The organism is Vogesella fluminis, from assembly GCF_014652335.1.
GTDB lineage: Bacteria > Pseudomonadota > Gammaproteobacteria > Burkholderiales > Chromobacteriaceae > Vogesella > Vogesella fluminis.
Genome location: NZ_BMYP01000003.1, coordinates 77,929 through 95,450, shown reverse-complemented (window position 1 = coordinate 95,450; position 17,522 = coordinate 77,929). Strand labels below are relative to the sequence as shown.

General features: G+C 65.6%; 15 protein-coding genes. 11 read left to right on the top strand and 4 right to left on the bottom strand.

Features of this window, described 5'->3' with window-relative positions; translation table 11 throughout:
- Positions 1 to 3: 3 nt before the first annotated feature.
- From IE083_RS01875 to IE083_RS01860, 4 genes are all read left to right on the top strand, one after another.
- Entirely contained in the window at positions 4 to 978 is a 975-nt protein-coding gene (locus tag IE083_RS01875) for a type II secretion system F family protein (protein ID WP_189351943.1), read from the top strand.
- Between the two features lie 25 nt (positions 979 to 1,003).
- Positions 1,004 to 1,948 carry a type II secretion system F family protein gene (locus IE083_RS01870; RefSeq protein ID WP_189351942.1) on the top strand — a complete coding sequence of 315 codons (945 nt, stop codon included), beginning with the start codon at positions 1,004 to 1,006 and terminating at the stop codon, positions 1,946 to 1,948.
- Between the two features lie 45 nt (positions 1,949 to 1,993).
- The gene (locus tag IE083_RS01865) at positions 1,994 to 3,133 is read left to right on the top strand and encodes a LytR C-terminal domain-containing protein (protein WP_189351941.1); all 1,140 of its coding nucleotides are present in this window, start codon (positions 1,994 to 1,996) and stop codon (positions 3,131 to 3,133) included.
- Between the two features lie 307 nt (positions 3,134 to 3,440).
- Complete coding sequence (locus IE083_RS01860) at positions 3,441 to 4,367, top strand: GGDEF domain-containing protein (RefSeq protein ID WP_189351940.1); 927 nt, start codon at positions 3,441 to 3,443, stop codon at positions 4,365 to 4,367.
- Positions 4,368 to 4,459: 92 nt separating this feature from the next.
- On the opposite strand, the gene tldD is transcribed toward IE083_RS01860, so the two are convergent.
- Genes tldD through IE083_RS01845 form a run of 3 tightly spaced genes read right to left on the bottom strand, consistent with a single transcriptional unit; the run spans position 4,460 to position 10,598 of the window.
- On the bottom strand, positions 4,460 to 5,899 hold the full coding sequence (gene tldD / locus IE083_RS01855) for a metalloprotease TldD (RefSeq protein ID WP_189351939.1): 1,440 nt from the start codon (positions 5,897 to 5,899) through the stop codon (positions 4,460 to 4,462).
- Positions 5,900 to 5,910: 11 nt separating this feature from the next.
- Positions 5,911 to 6,720, bottom strand: a complete 810-nt coding sequence (locus IE083_RS01850) for a carbon-nitrogen hydrolase family protein (protein WP_189351938.1) — start codon at positions 6,718 to 6,720, stop codon at positions 5,911 to 5,913.
- Entirely contained in the window at positions 6,717 to 10,598 is a 3,882-nt protein-coding gene (locus tag IE083_RS01845) for a YhdP family protein (protein ID WP_189351937.1), read from the bottom strand. The genes IE083_RS01850 and IE083_RS01845 overlap by 4 nt, the downstream gene beginning before the upstream one ends.
- A 28-nt stretch (positions 10,599 to 10,626) precedes the next feature.
- On the opposite strand from IE083_RS01845, the gene glnE reads away from it, so the two are divergent.
- The 7 genes from glnE (at position 10,627) to IE083_RS01810 (ending at position 17,220) form a co-directional block, all read left to right on the top strand.
- On the top strand, positions 10,627 to 13,293 hold the full coding sequence (gene glnE, locus IE083_RS01840; protein WP_189351936.1) for a bifunctional [glutamate--ammonia ligase]-adenylyl-L-tyrosine phosphorylase/[glutamate--ammonia-ligase] adenylyltransferase: 2,667 nt from the start codon (positions 10,627 to 10,629) through the stop codon (positions 13,291 to 13,293).
- 70 nt (positions 13,294 to 13,363) lie between these two features.
- Positions 13,364 to 14,287 carry a branched-chain amino acid transaminase gene (locus tag IE083_RS01835; protein ID WP_189351935.1) on the top strand — a complete coding sequence of 308 codons (924 nt, stop codon included), beginning with the start codon at positions 13,364 to 13,366 and terminating at the stop codon, positions 14,285 to 14,287.
- A 48-nt stretch (positions 14,288 to 14,335) separates the two neighbouring features.
- A complete protein-coding gene (locus tag IE083_RS01830; protein WP_189351934.1) occupies positions 14,336 to 14,539 on the top strand; it encodes a zinc-finger domain-containing protein in 204 nt (67 codons plus the stop codon).
- A gap of 57 nt (positions 14,540 to 14,596) precedes the next feature.
- A complete protein-coding gene (gene waaF / locus IE083_RS01825; protein WP_189351933.1) occupies positions 14,597 to 15,649 on the top strand; it encodes a lipopolysaccharide heptosyltransferase II in 1,053 nt (350 codons plus the stop codon).
- Positions 15,650 to 16,231, top strand: a complete 582-nt coding sequence (locus IE083_RS01820; RefSeq protein WP_189351932.1) for a TetR/AcrR family transcriptional regulator — start codon at positions 15,650 to 15,652, stop codon at positions 16,229 to 16,231.
- Positions 16,232 to 16,307: 76 nt separating this feature from the next.
- Complete coding sequence (locus tag IE083_RS01815; RefSeq protein ID WP_189351931.1) at positions 16,308 to 16,721, top strand: YbaN family protein; 414 nt, start codon at positions 16,308 to 16,310, stop codon at positions 16,719 to 16,721.
- Between the two features lie 25 nt (positions 16,722 to 16,746).
- Positions 16,747 to 17,220: a hypothetical protein gene (locus IE083_RS01810; protein WP_189351930.1), complete on the top strand. Its 474-nt coding sequence runs from the start codon at positions 16,747 to 16,749 to the stop codon at positions 17,218 to 17,220.
- A 68-nt stretch (positions 17,221 to 17,288) separates the two neighbouring features.
- Here IE083_RS01810 and IE083_RS01805 read toward each other — a convergent pair whose 3' ends face one another.
- Complete coding sequence (locus IE083_RS01805; RefSeq protein WP_189351929.1) at positions 17,289 to 17,474, bottom strand: putative motility protein; 186 nt, start codon at positions 17,472 to 17,474, stop codon at positions 17,289 to 17,291.
- Positions 17,475 to 17,522: the final 48 nt, after the last annotated feature.

Here is a 17,522-nt window from a genome sequence, read left to right as displayed (position 1 = left end):
ATCATGGACACGACCTTTGCCATCCTCATCCTGCTGATCTTCGTCGCGGTGGTCTTCCTGCTGGAAGGTGCATTCCTGACCTGGAACTCGTACAAAGGCCCGGAGGCCAGCCGCATCGAACGCCGCCTGCAGGCAATGTCTGCCGGTGCGCATCATGGCGAAACCATGCAGCTGATGAAAGAGCGACTGCTCAGCGAAACCCGGGTGGTGCAGCGCTTGCTGCTGGCGTTTCCGCGGGTGCATGCGCTCGATCGCATCCTGCTGCAGTCCGGGCTGAAACTGAATGTCGGGACATTTCTCGGCTTCAGCCTGGCGCTAGGGTTGGCCGCATTCGTTGTCAGCAGTTTTTTCCCGCTGCCGCTGTTGTTGTCGTTGCTGATCGGCGCCGGTGGCGCCTGCATTCCCTGGCTGATCGTCATGAATGCCCGCCACAAGCGGCTGGTGCTGTTCGAGGCGCAATTGCCGGATGCGCTGGACCTGATGTGCCGCGCCTTGCGCTCCGGCCATGCCTTGCCGCAATCGTTGAAGATGATCGGTGATGAAATGCAGGATCCGATCGCTGGCGAGTTTCGCATCGCCTTCGACGAGGTCAACTACGGCTTCTCGATGCAAGAGGCGCTGACGAACCTGGCGACGCGCATCCCCAGTACCGACCTGCGCTATATGGTGATCGCGGTGCTGATCCAGCGCGAAACCGGCGGCAACCTGGCCGAGCTGCTCGGCAATATCAGCGCACTGATCCGGGCGCGGCTGAAACTGTACGGCACCATCCGGGTACTGTCGGCCGAGGGCAAGCTGTCGGCGTGGATTCTGACCCTGCTGCCGTTTGCGGTGGGAGCCGTGATCCAGCTTCTCAATCCGGGCTTCATGAAGGTGCTATGGGAAGACCCAAGCGGCTTCATCATGGTCGCGCTGATCGGCTGCATGATGGTTTTCGGTATTTTCTGGATGCGGCAGATCATCAAGATCAAGGTCTGACACTTGTCATGGCGAGGAAACAGTCATGAATACCTCACAATGGATCTATCTGGCGATTATCTTCCTGGTGGTGTTTGGCGTGGCGCTGACCATCTCGATGCAGGTTGCCCCCAACCGGGTAAAAAACCGCCTGGAAACGGTGGTGCAGGCGGATACGCCGCTGGATACCGACAATGCCTCTGCCTGGGTGGCCAAGGCCATCAAGATCGCCACACCGCTGGCCAGGCTGTCGGTGCCTGGCGACGGCTGGGAAAGCTCGCCGATCCGCATCCGTTTCATGAATGCAGGCTACCGCGGCACCTCGGCGATACCGCTGTACTTCGGCACCAAGACACTGCTGGCACTGGCGTTTCCCGGTGTGCTGTTTTTGTACATCGGCCTCACCGGTGGGCAGATGGAGGGCAATAATTTCCTGATTTCCATGCTGTTTGCCGCAACTGTAGGCTATTACCTGCCCAACATCATCCTGGCGCGGCGCATCGAGCAGCGGCAGCAGGAGATTTTCAATCATTTCCCCGATGCCATTGACCTGCTGCTGGTCTGCGTCGAGGCCGGGCTGGGGCTGGATGCGGCACTGCTGAAAGTCGGCGAGGAAATCCGCATCAAGAGCCCCATCCTGGCTGACGAGCTGCATCTGGTGAACCTGGAGCTGCGCGCCGGCAGCAGCAAGGATCGCGCGCTGCGCAACCTGGCGATGCGTACCGGGGTGCAGGAGGTGGACACCCTGGTGGCGATGCTGATTCAAGCGGATCGCTTTGGCACCAGCATCGGCGAATCGCTACGCGTGCATGCCGATGACCTGCGTACCAAGCGCCGCCTGCGCGCAGAAGAAGCCGCCGCCAAGATCCCGCTGAAGCTGCTGTTTCCGCTGATTTTCTGCATCTTCCCTGCCCTGTTGCTGGTACTGCTGGGGCCGGCATTCATCCAGATCTACCGCGTGCTGCTGCCATCGTTCGGCGGCGGTGGTTAGCCAGGCAGCACAAGCCGTTATCGAGCATGCCATGGGAGAAATACCATGAAAAACACTCCGCTATTGTTGTCGCTGCTGTGCTGTGTTCCTTTGCTGCAAAGCTGCGAGTCGGTCCTTCCGTCAAAACAGGCGTGGGGCTTTCAGCCGCTACTGAAGGTGCGTCATGCCAATGAAAGCCCCGCGGCCTACTATCAGCTGGGGCGCTACTACCAGGGCCAGAACCGGAACGATCTCGCCATCCCGGCATTCCGGCAGGCGCTGGCGCTGGACAAGCACTACGCCGAAGCCCACAACGCACTCGGCAGCCTCTACGCCGGTCAGCACCAGTTCGAACTGGCGATCATGGAATTCCAGCTGGCATTGGCGGCCGCACCAGATACCGCGCACTTCTACAACAACCTCGGTTACGCCTACTACCTGCAAGGCCGCCCGGTCGAGGCCGCCGCCATGCTGGAGAAGGCGGCGAGCCTGAAGCCGGGCGACGCCAAGATCACCACCAACCTCAATCTGGCATTGGCGCAGAAAGCGCAGGCCGAGCTGGTGCAGCAGGCCTTTGCTCCGGCCACGGTCAGCCCGCCGGCAGCTGCCGCCGGCAATACGGTAGCGCCACCGGTGACAGAAACCAGGATGGCGGCACCGACGGTGGAGCCGGCCAGCCAGCCGGCTGCAGCCGAAGTGGCAACACCGTCGCCTGCCCTGCCCGCCGCATCATCGCCGGTGGCGGAACCGGCACCGGCTATCGTGCCGCCGCCAGCACCCGCCGGGCAACCGCAGACAACAGAGCCGGCGGCGCCAACCATGTTGGCCGCAGCCCGGCCTGCACCGGCGAAAGAGGCGGCACCACCGGCACGCACTGCCCTGTACGAGGTATCCAACGGCAACGGCATTACCGGCATGGCCCGGCGCGTGAATCAGGCCTTGCTTGCACAGGGCTATCCGGCTGCACGGCTCACCAACAGCAAGCCGTTCCGCCAGCCGGTTACCGTGGTCGAATACCGCCCCGGCTATGCCGGCGTGGCAGCCCGGCTGAGTGCCAGCCTGCCGTTGAAACCGGCTATTGCCGAAAAAACCGGCTTACGGCAGAACACCGATGTCAGGCTGGTACTGGGCCGTGACGTGATGACCCGCTTTGCACTGGTCACACCGGGGCCGCGCGAAACCCGGGTAGCGCTCGGCACGCCATAGCCCGTTGCGGCCAACGTTGGCCGCAAGCACCATTCCGGATGCCGCGGTTGTCAACTGTCAGCCGGCCTGCCCTTCCCGTAGGCCGGCCAGACCTCAAAGGGCGGGCCGGACAAGAGTTGCCAACAAAATATCGCAGAGCAGTTACCGGGGGAGTGCCTGGAATCACCAGATGCGAACCATCCGCCTTCCATCCGAAGCCATTCATGGCCTGCGCCACTTTAAAATAAGTGGTGACAGGCCCTAATGTTAATAATCAGCCGGCCATTTCATGGCACGGCACCAGCAGACTGATGGCGGGGGGCTGTCTATGCCGGACGATCTGAATTTCCAGTGCATGATCGATACCTTGCAGGGTGCCTTCATCATGGCCGACAGTGCCGACATGACAGTGATGGCCGCCAACCAGCTGGCATCGATCCAGCTTGGCCTGCCTTTGCCGGAGTTGATGGGCCAGCCGCTGGCGCGCTTTGTCAGCAAGCCGCCGCTGGGCGACATCCTGCGCGACATTCAGCGCCAGGATCTGCTTTACAACATCGAAGGCGAAATATGTTCGGCACGCGGCCGCTGCTTCCCGGTGCTGCTGTCGGCACGGGTCGTGGCATGGTCTTATCCGACGCTGATCTTTACCTTTTCGGATCACAGCCAGCAGCAGCTGATGAACGAGCTGCTAAAAAAGAAGGACGAGCTGTTCGAGCGGGTACGGCAACTGCTGCCGGCCGGCGATGAAAACATGGCAGAAGATCCGGATGACTACATCAGCGGCGTCCTGTCTGCCGGCCAGCTGCTGGAGCGTGCCGGTATCGAGGTTGGCCATGCCCGCCGTTATCACAATCCGCTGGCCGCACTGCAGATTCATGCCGAGGTCGTGCCGATTCATGACAAGGCACCGCTGGGTGCCTATAACCGTACCCATTTCCGGCGCATGGTGAGCTATCTGTGCGTGCAGAGCAGCCGTGATGGCGATCTGGTTGGCCGTCACGAAAACGGCACGCTGGTGATGCTGTTACGGCAGACCACGCTGCAGGATGCGGTCAGGGTCGCCAAGCGGCTGCAGCAGCGGCTTGGCAGCTTTGCCTTCTGGCCGGATGGTGCCAACTGCGAAACCAGCACCTGCATCGGCATCAGCACCTGGAACGAGGCCGACCGTAATGCACGCCAGCTGCAAGTGCGGCTGGAGGCCGCACTGACCAAAGCCCGTCTCACCGGACGCAATACCATTGTCAGCCTGAGCTAGAGCCTGATCCCGCTATCGGAGACGGCAGCAAAACACGCCATCGCACAGCGATGGCGTGTTGAGCGGATAGCGCAAGCTTGCGGCCAACCTTGTCAGGCGGTACCGCCGACGGTGAGGCCGCCGTCGATGCGCAGCGTCGGCTGGCCGACGCCGACCGGCACGCTCTGGCCTTCCTTGCCACAGACGCCGACGCCCTCGTCCAGCGCCAGATCGTTGCCGATCATCGACACGTAGTTCAGCACCTCCGGGCCGTTACCGATCAGGGTGGCGCCCTTCACCGGGCAGGTCAGCTTGCCGTTCTCGATGCGCCACGCCTCGGAGGCGGAGAACACGAACTTGCCGCTGGTGATATCGACCTGGCCACCGCCGAAGTTGGCCGCGTAGATGCCGTCCTTGACCGAGGCGATGATCTCTTCCGGTGCCTTGTCGCCGCCGAGCATGTAGGTATTGGTCATCCGCGGCATCGGGATGTGGGCGTAGGACTCGCGACGACCGTTGCCGGTCGGCGCCACCCCCATCAGCCGCGAGTTCATCGCGTCCTGCATATAGCCCTTGAGGATGCCGTCCTCAATCAGCATGGTGCGGTTGGTGGCGTTGCCTTCGTCGTCGATCGACAGCGAGCCGCGGCGCGCCGACAGCGTGCCGTCATCGACCACGGTGACACCAGCGGCGGCCACGCGCTGACCGATCATGCCGGAGAACGCCGAGGTGCCCTTGCGATTGAAGTCGCCTTCCAGGCCGTGGCCGATGGCTTCGTGCAGCAGCACGCCCGGCCAGCCGGAGCCGAGCACCACCGTCATCTGCCCGGCCGGTGCCGGCCGCGCCTCCAGATTGACCAGCGCCTGTTGCACCGCCTTCTGCGCGTGGTGCTCGATCACCGCGTCGGTAAACTGCGTCAGGTCGTAACGGCCACCGCCGCCACTGCTGCCCATCTCGCGCCGACCGTCCTGCTCGGCGATCACCGTCACCGAGATGCGCACCAGCGGCCGCACGTCGGCGGCGCGCACGCCGTCATGACGCGCGACGTAGACCACGTCGTACTCTGCGGCCAACCCTGCCATCACCTGGATCACGCGCGGGTCGATGGCGCGTGCCAGCCGCTCGATGCGCTCCAGGATCGACACCTTGGCCTCGGCCGGCAGGCTGCCGACCGGATCGATCGCCGGATACAGGCTGCTGCCGCGGCGCAGTGCCACCGCGCCGGCATTGCCGTGACCGCCGACGGCGCCGATGGCGCGCACCGCATCGGCGGCCTCGCCCAGCGCGAAGGCGCTGATGTCGTCGGAGTAGGCAAACGCGGTCTTGTCACCGGATACCGCCCGCACGCCGACACCCTGGTCGATGCTGAAGCTGCCGGCCTTGACGATGCCCTCTTCCAGGCTCCAGCCTTCGCTGCGCGTGTACTGGAAATACAGGTCGGCATAGTCGACCTGATGCTGCAGCATGCGGCCGAGGGTGGCCTCGATCACCTGTTCGTTGACGCCGTACGGCGCCAGCAGCAGGCTGTCTGCGATGGAAATGGCGTTGCTCATGACTTTTGCTTTCAGGAAAAAACGCGGTGCGACAGCGCCGGCAGCCGGGTGCGCACCGAGTTGATGATTTCGGGGTCGATCTCGGCGATGACCACACCCTCGCCCTTGTCCAGCTGGGCGACGATGCGCCCCCACGGATCGATGATGATGCTCTGGCCGTGCGTCTTGCGGCCGTTTTCGTGACTGCCGCCCTGCGCCGAGGCCAGCACGTAGCACTGGTTCTCGATGGCGCGGGCGCGCAGCAGCACCTCCCAGTGTGCTTCGCCGGTCTGCGCGGTGAACGCCGCCGGCAATACCAGCAGGTCGAACGGCGCCATCTGGCGGAACAGCTCGGGGAAGCGCAGGTCGTAGCAGATGCCGAAGGCGATGTCGGCCAGCGGCGTTTCTGCGCGCAGCGGCTGGCTGCCGGCGACGATGCTGTCCGATTCGCAGTAGCGCTCGCCGTTGCCGGTAAAGCCAAACAGGTGGATCTTGTCGTAGCGGCTGTGCACGCTGCCGTCCGGCGCGTACAGCAGCAGGCTGTTCAATACCTTGTTGTCGGCATCGCAGGCCAGCGGCAGCGTGCCGCCCGCCAGCCACACCTTGTTGTCGCGCGCCATCGCCGCCAACTGCTGCTGGATCGGCCCGTCGCCAAAGGTTTCGCGGATGCGCACCTTGTCGCCTTCCTCGCGCCCCATCAGGCAGAAATATTCCGGCAGTACCACCAGTTGCGCGCCGTCAGTGGCCGCCTGCGCCACCAGGCGGGCGGCGGTGTCGAGGTTTTGCTGCAGGCGGGTGGTGGACACCATCTGGATGGCGGCGACCTTGAAAGCTGTCTTCATCTGTGGTCCTCGGGCGTCTTGGGCGGCGGCGCGGGGCTGACATTCTCCCCCACCTTGCTGACCTGCGGATCGGTCAGGCTGCCGCTGATCTGGTACTCAAAGGAAAATACCTTATTAATCGGGTCTTGCAATATCTTTTGCGTCAGCAGCGTCGCCGCCCCCAGCAGCGGGTTGACCAGGGTTGCGCCGGCCAGCAGCGACACGCTCTCGGAAATGTGCGGCGTGATGCGGGCGCGCACATTCTGCTGGTTGCGTGGCAAGTCGGCCTCGCCGCGCAGGGTGACCAGCGCCGCCGGCCCGGTCATGCGCACATCGTCGGAGGCAAACACCCCGTCGCGGATGGCAGCGCTGCCGGTGATCGCGTCAAAGGCAAAACCGCTGCTGAACACGTCGGTGAAATCCAGCCGGATGCGGCGCGACAGCGACTGCAGGCTGAGGATGCCCAGCAAGCGCGCTACGCCAGGGTTGACCTGGGCAAAGCGGCCGTCGCGCACGTCCAGCCGCAGCTGGCCACCGAGTCGCGCCAGCTCGAAATCGTGCAGGCGGCCCGGCCACGCCAGCTGGCCGTCCAGCCGGCCGCGACCACCGTACAGCGCATCCGCGATGCCGAAGCGCGTCAGCAGCCCGCCGGCGTCCTCGGTATCGAAGGCGACATCGACCCGTGTCTGCGGCTGGCGGCTACCCTCGCGCGGCGCCACGCCGTTGAGCTGCAGGTGCCCTTCCGGCATCTGCAGCGTAATCTTGTCCAGCTGCCACTGCTCACCGCGCGGCTGCGCCAACAGCGTCAGCTGGCCGAGCTGGTAGCGCTCCCAGAACAGCTGCGCCACCGCCACCTCCAGCACCGGCACGCTGACATCGGCCAGCAGCGAACCGGCACCGGCGTCCCCTACCGCCGCGGTCTCTTCCGGCAAGGGCAGGGTCAGCCGCGACAGCTGCGCCTGCACCCGCCCGTCGCCGGCCGCGCTGTAGCGCAACTGGCCGGCAGCCTCGCGGCTGTCAATCTGCAGCTGCAGCGGCGTCTCACCGCCGTGCCAGTCGAGGCGGCCATCCACGTCGTGCAAGCGGTAACTGGCCAGCTGCAGCAGCGGCGTCGCCAGCTGCAATTGCAGCGGTAGGCCGGCGCGCTCGGTCGTGCCGGTCGTACCTGTCGTGGCGGCAAGCTGCCGCACCACGCCCAGCCACGGCAGCAGGTCCAGCTGCGGCTGGCGGATGGCGATGCCGATCTGTTGCGGGCTGGCCGGCACCTCGGCGCCGACGCCAACGCCGACACCGCGCAGATTGCCGTGGCTGTCCAGCGTCACCGTGCCCTGCGCCCGTTCCTGCTGTTGCCAGGCCAGCTGCCAGCCCTGCAAGGTTGGCCGCAAGCGCAGCTGAAGCGGCCATTCGGCGTCGGCCGGCTTGGCCAGCGGCGCCGGTGCCTGGATCGCCACCCCGCGCAGGCTCAGCAGCAGCTGCAGGTCATCAAGATTATTGCTGATGTCGAAATTGGCCTGGTACGGCGTGCGGCCGGACACCAGCGGTGACAGCAGCGGCACATACTGCTGCAACACCGGGGTGATGGCGGCGTCGCCCTGCACCGCAAACTGCATCACATCATCGCGACGCTGCGTCGCGGTCAGCCGCCCCTGCCCGCCAAAGGCGGCAAAGCCGATCCCCGGCGAGCTCACGCCACGCTCGTTGAAGTTCAGCACGCCGCGTACCGCCTGCAACGGCGGCAGCGGCAGCTGGCGGAACTGCAGGTTATTGCCGGGCAGGCTCACCTCGCCGCGCACCTTGCTCTGCCGCAGCGCAGACAGCGGAATGTCCAGCCCCAGTTTCAGCGCGGCCTCACCCTGGCTGTCGATGGTCGACAGGAAGCCGCCCAGCCAGCCGTCCACCGGGCTGCTACGGGTGTAGGCCAGCATCTGCGGCAGCGCACCGCGCGCCTGGCCGTCGATCAGCAGGTGTGCCGGCTGCGTCATCAGGTCCGGCAGGCGCACCTTGACCGCCTGCAGCGCCACACCGGCGGTGCGCGCCGTGGCGGCGTCGACCAGCACGTGGTCGTTGCGCATCGCGAACTTGCCGTCGATGGCGGTGAGATCCGGCCAGGCGCGATCAAAGCGCAATACGCCGCCGGCCACCTCGGCATCGACATCGAAACGGCCGCCGGCATCGTTACCGAACGGGAAGCGGCTGAAGTCGCCCTCCACCCGCGCGCTGACATTGCGCGCCGTGCCACCGACCAGTGCCATGTCCAGCCAGTCCAGCGTGCTGCGGCCGATCACCGCCGGCAGATAGCGGCTGACGCGGGCCACCGCCACCTGCGGCACGCGGATGTCCAGCCGCCCCTGCAGTGCGCCCTGTGCCGGCAGCAGCCCCTGGCCGCTCAGCTCCGCTTTCAGATCGGGGGTTTGCAGGCGCAGCGCCGGCAGCGTGAACTGCCAGCCCTGGCCCTGCCGCTGCCAGCGCAGCTGGCCAGCCAGCTGCTGCAAGGCCAACGGTTCGGCCAGTTGCTGCGGCCACGCCAGCGTCAGCCCCTGCCCGGACAGCGACAGCGCACCGCCATCGTGCGCAAGGTTCAATCCGCCGTTGACACCGCCCTGCATTGTCGGGCTGGTGCTCAAGGTTGGCCGCAACTCGCGGAAGGCCGTGCTCAGCCGGTAGTCGCGCGGCGCCCGCCACGGCCCCTGCCACTGCCAGCGGGTGTTGGCCAGTTCGCCGTCCAGCGCCGTCAGCGGCAACTCACGCAGCAGCGTGACGCGTTGCTGCAGCACGGGCCACAAGCCCGCCAGCGACACCCCGGACAGCTGCACGCGCCCGCCACGCTGCTCGTGCCAGTTGGCGTCCACCGTTGCGTCGCGCAGCAGCGGGCCGAATTCGCCGGACAAGGTCAAGTGGCTGGCCTGCAACTGGTGCTCGCCCGCCGCCGCGCTGCGGTAGTCCACCTCGCCGGCCAGCCGCGGCAAGGGCAGATCGCGCCGTTGCAGCGCCAGCGACACGTCATCCACCTGCCAGCGCCCCTGCAGCGCGGTGATGCGGCCCTCGGCAAACGCCGCCGTCAGCCGCGAACTGGCGCGCCCCTGGCCGGCAAACGGCGCCGTCGGCCAGTAGCGCTTGAGCAGCGACAGCTCGCCGCTGCCGGCGGCCAGCGTCAGGTCGCCCTGCCACTGCCGCCAGTCGGCAACGGCAGCGCCCTGCCAGCCGGCATCCAGCAGCAGGCCCGGCAGCAGCGGGCTGTCCGGGCGGCCGCGCAGCTGCAGGCGGTGGCCGCGCCAGTTGTCCTGCAGCTGCAGGGTCAGCCCTTCCAGCCGCAGCGCCGGCAAGGCCAGCAGCTGGTCATGCCAGCTCAGCTGCTTCAGGCTCAGCGTGATGCTGTCCTGGCGCAGCAGCCAGTCCAGCAGGCGGTTGTCGCCCTTGCCGCCGGACAGCGCGATGCCGTTCAGGCTCAGCCGCCCGTGGCGGTCGCGCTGCAGCGCCAGCTGCAAATCGTCCAGCTGCAGGCTGGCCAGCCGCGGTTCGAGATAGAGCCAGCTTTTCCACGCCGGAATCACCTCCACCCGCGACAGGCGGATGGCGCTGGCGCGCGATGCCGGCCGCACCTGCACGTCGTGCAGGGTCAGCACCGGCGCCCACCACAGCCATTCGCCGTCGATGCGGCCAACCTTGATCGCCATGCCGCTGGCGTCGCCCAGCGACTGCTCCAGATACGGGCGCAAGCGGTCCAGGTTCGGCAGCAGGATGAAGCGGAAACTCAGGAAGGAAACGGCCAGCAGCAGCAGTACCGCGGCCAGTAGCCAGGCAGCGGCACGCAGGATGCGACGGGCAGTCCGCAGGATGCGCCAGCTGCGGTCAGGCGGCGTTACATCGGACGGGGAAGTGGGGGTAGAATGGTCAGTCACGATTTCGTCATAGCGTTGAAAGCGCATTATGCCAGCAAATACCGCCGCCATCGCCTCTGCGCGCGCATTCAGTTATTACCTCGACCGCCTGCTGGGCGCCCGTCCCGAACAATTGGAAAGGTTGGCCGCAAGGCTGGATCACTGTTTTGACTTGGCGGAGATGACGGCGTTCGCCGACTGGCCGGCTTTCGACAGCATCGACGCGCTGATGCCGGCGCTGCGCCAGCTGCGCGCCGCGGTGATGGCACGGCTGATCACCCGCGACCACGCCGGCCTGGCCGATCTGCACGAAGTCGTCACCACCATCAGCGCGCTGGCCGATTTTGCCGTGCAGCAGGCACTGCCGGTGGCACGGCGCAGCCTGGCGCAGTTCGGCGACCCGATCGGCGAGGAAAGCGGCGAGGTGCAGCAGCTGATCGTGATCGGCATGGGCAAGCTGGGCGGCTTCGAGCTGAACGTGTCCTCCGACATCGACCTGATCTTCATCTACCCGGAAGACGGCGACACCAACGGCCAGCGCAAGACCTCCAACCACGAGTACTTCACCCGTCTCGGCAAGGAGCTGATCCGCGCCATCAACGACCTGACCTACGACGGCCAGGTGTTCCGCGTCGACATGCGCCTGCGCCCGTACGGCGACTCCGGCCCGCTGGTGATGAGCCTGGCGGCGCTGGAAAACTACCTACTGAGCCAGGGCCGCGAGTGGGAACGCTACGCCTGGATCAAGGCGCGGGTAATGAGCGGCGACGACAGCTACCTGTCGCAGCTGGTGCGTCCCTTCGTGTACCGCAAGTACATGGATTACGGTGCCTACGGCGCGATGCGTGAGCTGCACGCGCAGATCCGCCGCGAGGTGGCGCGCCGCGATATGGCGGAAAACATCAAACTGGGGCCGGGCGGCATCCGCGAGGTGGAGTTCATCGCCCAGGTGTTCCAGCTGATCCGCGGCGGCCGCGAACGCCGCCTGCAACTGCGCAGCACGCGCGAAACCTACGCCGTGCTGGCCGAGTTGCGCCTGCTGGAGCCGGAAACGGTGGCCGAGCTGCTGGAGGCCTACACCTTCTTGCGCAACCTGGAACACCGCCTGCAATACCTCGACGACCAGCAGACGCAAAACCTGCCGACCAGCGAGGACAACCGGCAGCGCATCGCCGCCAGCATGGGCTTTGCCGACTGGCACAGTTTCCTCGACGCGCTCAACCAGCACCGCCGCCGCGTCACCCGCCACTTCGAGCAGGTGTTTTTCCTGCCGACCGAAGGCGCCGCCGCCCATCCGCTGCAGGCGCTGTGGCAGGAGCTGGCCGACAACGACATCAGCGCCACACTGCAGCAGCTCGGCTATCACGACGCCGCCGACGTGCAGCGCCAGCTGCGCAGCCTCGCCGCCAGCCAGCGTTACCAGCAGATGCCGGACAGCAGCCGCAAGAAGCTGGACGCGCTGATTCCGCCGCTGATCGAGGTCGCCGCCGGTTTCGACAACCCGGACCTGACGCTGTCTCGGATCCTGACCTTGCTGGAAAGCATCAGCCGTCGCGCCTCCTACCTGTCGCTGCTGCAGGAGTATCCGCAGACGCTGCAGCGTCTGGCCTCGCTGTACTCGGCCAGCGCCTGGGTATCGGCCTACCTCAACCGCCATCCGATCCTGCTCGACGAGCTGCTGGATGCACGCGTGCTGTACGCCACACCTGACTGGCCGCAGCTGGCGGCGCAACTGGAACAGCAGCTGGCCGACTGCCAGGGTGACGTCGAGGCGCAGATGGACACCCTGCGCCACTTCCAGCACGCGCAGACCTTCCGCCTGGTGGCGCAGGATCTGGCCGGGATGTGGACACTGGAAGCGCTGTCCGACGAGCTGTCGGCGCTGGCCGACATGGTGCTGGACGCCACGCTGCGCCACGCTTGGCTGGACCTGCCCAAGCGCCACTGCGAGGTGCCGCGCTTCAGCATCATCGGTTACGGCAAGCTGGGCGGCAAGGAACTGGGCTACGCCTCCGACCTCGACGTGATCTTCCTTTACGATGATGAGCACCCGGACGCCGCCGAGCTGTACTCGCGGCTGGCACGCAAGCTGACCACCTGGCTGACCAGCGTCACCGCCGCCGGCTCGCTGTACGACATCGACCTGCGTCTGCGCCCCAACGGCACCAGCGGCCTGCTGGTCAGCAGCGTCGACGCCTTCCGCCAGTACCAGCAGAAGGATGCCTGGCTGTGGGAGCACCAGGCGCTGACCCGCGCGCGCTTTGTCTGCGGCGACGCGGCGATCGGTCAGCAATTCGAGGCCATCCGCCATCAGGTGCTGACCCAGCCACGCGACATCGGCCAGCTGCGCGACGAGGTGCTGGCGATGCGCGCCAAGATGCTGGAAAGCCACCCGGCCCGCGACGGCGACGTCAAGCATGCGCGCGGCGGCATCGTCGATGTCGAGTTCATCACCCAGTTTCTGATCCTGGCGCACGCCAGCCAGTACCCGGAGCTGACCCGCAACAGCGGCAACATCGCCCTGCTCGGCGCTGCGGCCAACGTTGGCCTGATTCCGGCCGAGCTGGCCAGCCAGGGACAGAGCGCCTATCGCCACTACCGCCGGCTGCAGCACGCGGCGCGGCTCAATGACAGCCAGACCACCGACGACATCCCGCAGGAAGACTACCGTCACGTGCGCGCGCTGTGGCAATGCGCATTGCAGGATGAAGCTTGAAAACACAAGCGCAACACTCGGCGCTATAATTGCGCCACATTAAAAACAGGACTACAGCGGAGAATTCACCATGTCGATGGCAGATCGCGACGGTTTCATCTGGTACGACGGACAGCTGGTTGACTGGCGCAACGCCACCACCCACGTGCTGACCCACACCCTGCACTACGGCATGGGCGTGTTCGAAGGCGTGCGCGCCTACGAGACACCGAAGGGCCCGGCCATCTTCCGTCTGCAGGATCATACCGACCGCCTGTTCCGCTCCGCCAAGATCCTTGGCATGGACCTGCCCTTCAGCAAGGAGCAGATCAACCAGGCGCATATCGACGTGGTGCGTGCCAACCAGCTCAAGTCCTGCTACTTCCGCCCGATGGCGTTTTACGGCTCCGGCAAGCTCGGCATCGCGCCGAAAAAGGACGACGTGCAGGTGATCGTCGCCGCCTGGCCATGGGGCGCCTACCTCGGCGAGGAAGGCCTGGAAGCCGGCATCCGCGTCAAGACCAGTTCGTTCACCCGCCACCACGTCAACATCACCATGTGCAAGGCGAAGGCGAACGGCAACTACATGAACTCCATTCTCGCCAACAACGAGGCGACGGCAGACGGCTACGACGAGGCGCTGCTGCTGGACGTGGACGGTTTCGTGGCCGAAGGCTCCGGCGAGAACATCTTCATCATCCGCAAGGGCAAGCTGTACACCCCGGACCTGACCTCTGCGCTGGAAGGCATCACCCGCGACACCGTGGTGCAACTGGCGCAGGAAATGGGCCTGCAGATCATCGAGAAACGCATCACCCGCGACGAAGTCTATACCGCCGACGAAGCCTTCTTCACCGGCACCGCCGCCGAAGTGACCCCGATCCGCGAGCTGGACCGCCGCAGCATCGGCGAAGGCAAGCGCGGCCCGATCACCACCGAGATCCAGAAGCGCTACTTCGATTGCGTCAAGGGTCTGGACGCCGGCAAGCAACACTGGCTCACCCACATCGATTAACCCATTGGCTAGCCGCCCCGGCACGGGGCACACAAGAAAGTACCGAACATGGCAGAACTGAAAGAAAACACCGCTCGCTTTATCGAAGTCACGGCAAAAGACCTGCCGCTGCACTGCCCGACACCGGACATGCTGAAGTGGAACTCGCACCCGCGCGTGTTCCTGCCGATCGTGAAAAACGGCGGCGAGGCCCTGTGCCCGTACTGCGGCACCCACTACAAGCTGACCGGCCCGGTTAGCGGCCACCACTAAGCCTTCCTGCCCAATGGACAAAGGTGCGGCTTGCGCTGCACCTTTTTTGCTTGATACATGATCAAAAAGCTACTGGTAATCGGCCCTTCCTGGGTAGGTGACGGCGTGATGGCGCAGCCGCTGTACCGTCGCCTGCACGAGCGCCACCCCGGCCTGGAACTGCACGTCTTCGCCCCCGCCTGGACCCTGCCGCTGCTGGCGCGGATGCCGGAGGTGGCCAAGGCGCACCTCAACCCGTTCGGGCATGGCCAGCTGCGCCTGCGCGAGCGCTGGCGCGTGGCGCGCGCCCTGCACCGTGAGGGTTTCGACCAGGTGGTGGTGCTGCCCAATTCGCTCAAGGCGGCGCTGATCCCGTTCCTGGCCGGCATTCCGCTGCGCACCGGCTTTACCGGCGAACTGCGCTACGGCCTGCTCAACGACACCCGCGAGCTGGATGAACACAAGCTGCCGACCATGGTTGAGCGCTTCTGCATTCTGGCCGAGGAGCCGCGCCACGCGCTGCACCGCCCGATCCCGCACCCCAGCCTCAGCTCGCAAGCGGCCGCCCAACAGGCCGTCGCCGCGCGCCTGGGCCTGTCGCTGGACAAACCGGTGGTCGCAATGTGCCCCGGCGCCGAATACGGCCCGGCCAAACGTTGGCCGCCGCGCCACTTCGCCGCCCTGGCGGCGGCACTGGACAGCCGCGGCTATCAGGTGTGGCTGTTCGGCTCGGCCAAGGACCAGGACATTGGCGAGGAAATCGGCCGCCTGACACAGGGCAAGGCGCTCAACCTGTGCGGCAAGACCGGCCTCGACGAAGCCATCGACCTGATGGCGCTGGCCAAGCTGGCAGTGTGCAACGACTCCGGCCTGATGCACGTTGCCGCCGCCCTGCACATCCCGCTGGTCGCCCTCTACGGCTCGTCCAGCCCGGACTTCACGCCGCCGCTCAGCGACCACGCCGAAATCGTCAACCTCAACCTGGATTGCAGCCCCTGCTTCGAGCGCACCTGTCCCTACCAGCACCTGCGCTGCCTGGAAGACATGCTGCCGGAGCGGGTTCTTCAATCCTGCCTGAAGCAGCTGGATACCCGGCCATCCTGCCCCTCACAAGAAACGGCGACATCATAAATGAGCAAAGAAAACGCCACAGAAGATAACAGCCGCCGCATGGAGCTGGTGCGCGCCGCCGCCCGCCTGTTCCGCGACCAGGGCTACGAACGCACCACCGTGCGCGACCTGGGCAATGCCGTCGGCCTGCAATCCGGCAGCCTGTTCTACCATTTCCGCACCAAGGAAGAGATTCTGGTCGCGGTCATGGCGCTGGGCATCACCGCCACCACCGAACAGTTGGCCGCAGCGCTGTCCCGCGCCAAGACGCCGCGCGACAAGCTGACCGCGCTGTTCCACGTCCATCTGCACTCGTTGCTGGGCGACAACCAGGCCGCACTGGAAGTAATGCTGTACGAATGGCGCAGCGTATCAGCCGCCGCCAAACCCGGCCTGATCGTGCTACGCGACCGCTACGAGGCACTATGGCAGGACGCACTGGACGAAGCCGCCGCTGCCGGCCTGGTCAAGCCGGACACCCGCCTGCTGCGCCGCACCCTACTGGGCAGCCTGCACTGGACGGTTCAGTGGTATCACGATAACGGCGAACTCTCCGTTGCCGAACTGGCCGACCGCATGCTTGATCTGACGGTCATCGCATGATGCCGGCGCCGGTGTGTACTTGCAAATGGCGCACAAATGGCATTGAATCAGTACAGGAATTCCCCGGAATCGCCACATGAAATTGCGTGTGCAAAGAATGCTGTGGCTGGCAGCCGGCTGGCTGTGCCTGCTGCTGGCACTGATCGGCGCATTGCTGCCGGTGATGCCGACTACCATCTTCGTACTGATGGCGGCCGCTTGTTTCGGCCGCAGCAGCCCGGCACTGCTGCACTGGCTGCACCACCATCCGCGCTTGGGGCCGCCTCTGCTGCTGTGGCAGCGTTACCACGGCATGACCGCCAGAACCAAGGCTGTCGCGCTAGGCACCATCGCCCTGTCGTTCAGCTTCAGCATCTATGCCACGCTACAGCAACCCTGGCTCACAGCCCTGCTGTTGCTGATATGGGCGACGCTCAGCCTGTGGATGTGGCGGCTGCCGACAATTCCTGCAGCATCAGCATGTTGTGCTATGATTGACAGCAAATCATAGCCCCTCGTCGTGACGGAGACCCAGCATGGATGCCATCAATTCCGCCGCATCGGCCAGCAGCAGCGCCAGCCTACTGCGCGAGGCCGCGGAACAGCGCCGCCTGCAGCAGGAGCAGCAACAGGAAAGCCAGATCTCGCCCGCGCCGGCTGCCGAAGCGGTTGCCGCCAGCACGCTGCCGGTCGCTCGCCCAAGCCAGGCCATCAGCAACACCGAACAGGCACTCCAGGCACAATTGCTCGACTCGCGCCGCATTAACCAGCCGGAGCCGAACACCACCCTCGCCGCCAGCGAACGCAGCCCGGGCAACCGGCTGAACGAACCGCAGCCGCGCCGCGACACTGCAGAACAGTCCGCACCAGTCGCCAGTACCGAGCGCACGGCCCCGGCAGAAGCCCGCGTTCCCGTTAACGCCTCGCAGCAAGCCATTACCCAATACCAGGTCAGCCAGTCCTTGCTGCAGGACGCCAGCAGCAGCACCCGCATCCGCATCAAAGCCTGAACCAAGCCGCCACACAAAAGAAACGGGAGCCAAGGCTCCCGTTTCTTTTTGCTCAACCAGCGATAGCATCAGGCCCGCACGTCGATACGGCTACCCAGATGCGGCGGATTGTTGCCTTGTACCGCGGCGACATCCGTTGCCGTCGCCAGCAAGGCCAGCGCCGCACTCTCGCTGACTTCCATCGTTTTCTTCAGCATCAGGATTTGCGCCACTTGCGCCACCTGATTATCTGCCGCCGCCGAAACTGCCGCCATCGCCATCCTCCGGGCACTGATTACCGTAAACTATCCGCCGCGTTGAAA

What these genes read in the sequence shown, in the direction of transcription:
- IE083_RS01875 (WP_189351943.1), top strand. Translation starts at nt 4, where the DNA reads ATGGACACGACCTTTGCCATCCTCATCCTGCTGATCTTCGTCGCGGTG.
- IE083_RS01870 (WP_189351942.1), top strand. Translation starts at nt 1,004, where the DNA reads ATGAATACCTCACAATGGATCTATCTGGCGATTATCTTCCTGGTGGTG.
- IE083_RS01865 (WP_189351941.1), top strand. Translation starts at nt 1,994, where the DNA reads ATGAAAAACACTCCGCTATTGTTGTCGCTGCTGTGCTGTGTTCCTTTG.
- IE083_RS01860 (WP_189351940.1), top strand. Translation starts at nt 3,441, where the DNA reads ATGCCGGACGATCTGAATTTCCAGTGCATGATCGATACCTTGCAGGGT.
- tldD (WP_189351939.1), bottom strand. Translation starts at nt 5,899, where the DNA reads ATGAGCAACGCCATTTCCATCGCAGACAGCCTGCTGCTGGCGCCGTAC.
- IE083_RS01850 (WP_189351938.1), bottom strand. Translation starts at nt 6,720, where the DNA reads ATGAAGACAGCTTTCAAGGTCGCCGCCATCCAGATGGTGTCCACCACC.
- glnE (WP_189351936.1), top strand. Translation starts at nt 10,627, where the DNA reads ATGCCAGCAAATACCGCCGCCATCGCCTCTGCGCGCGCATTCAGTTAT.
- IE083_RS01835 (WP_189351935.1), top strand. Translation starts at nt 13,364, where the DNA reads ATGTCGATGGCAGATCGCGACGGTTTCATCTGGTACGACGGACAGCTG.
- IE083_RS01830 (WP_189351934.1), top strand. Translation starts at nt 14,336, where the DNA reads ATGGCAGAACTGAAAGAAAACACCGCTCGCTTTATCGAAGTCACGGCA.
- waaF (WP_189351933.1), top strand. Translation starts at nt 14,597, where the DNA reads ATGATCAAAAAGCTACTGGTAATCGGCCCTTCCTGGGTAGGTGACGGC.
- IE083_RS01820 (WP_189351932.1), top strand. Translation starts at nt 15,650, where the DNA reads ATGAGCAAAGAAAACGCCACAGAAGATAACAGCCGCCGCATGGAGCTG.
- IE083_RS01815 (WP_189351931.1), top strand. Translation starts at nt 16,308, where the DNA reads ATGAAATTGCGTGTGCAAAGAATGCTGTGGCTGGCAGCCGGCTGGCTG.
- IE083_RS01810 (WP_189351930.1), top strand. Translation starts at nt 16,747, where the DNA reads ATGGATGCCATCAATTCCGCCGCATCGGCCAGCAGCAGCGCCAGCCTA.
- IE083_RS01805 (WP_189351929.1), bottom strand. Translation starts at nt 17,474, where the DNA reads ATGGCGGCAGTTTCGGCGGCGGCAGATAATCAGGTGGCGCAAGTGGCG.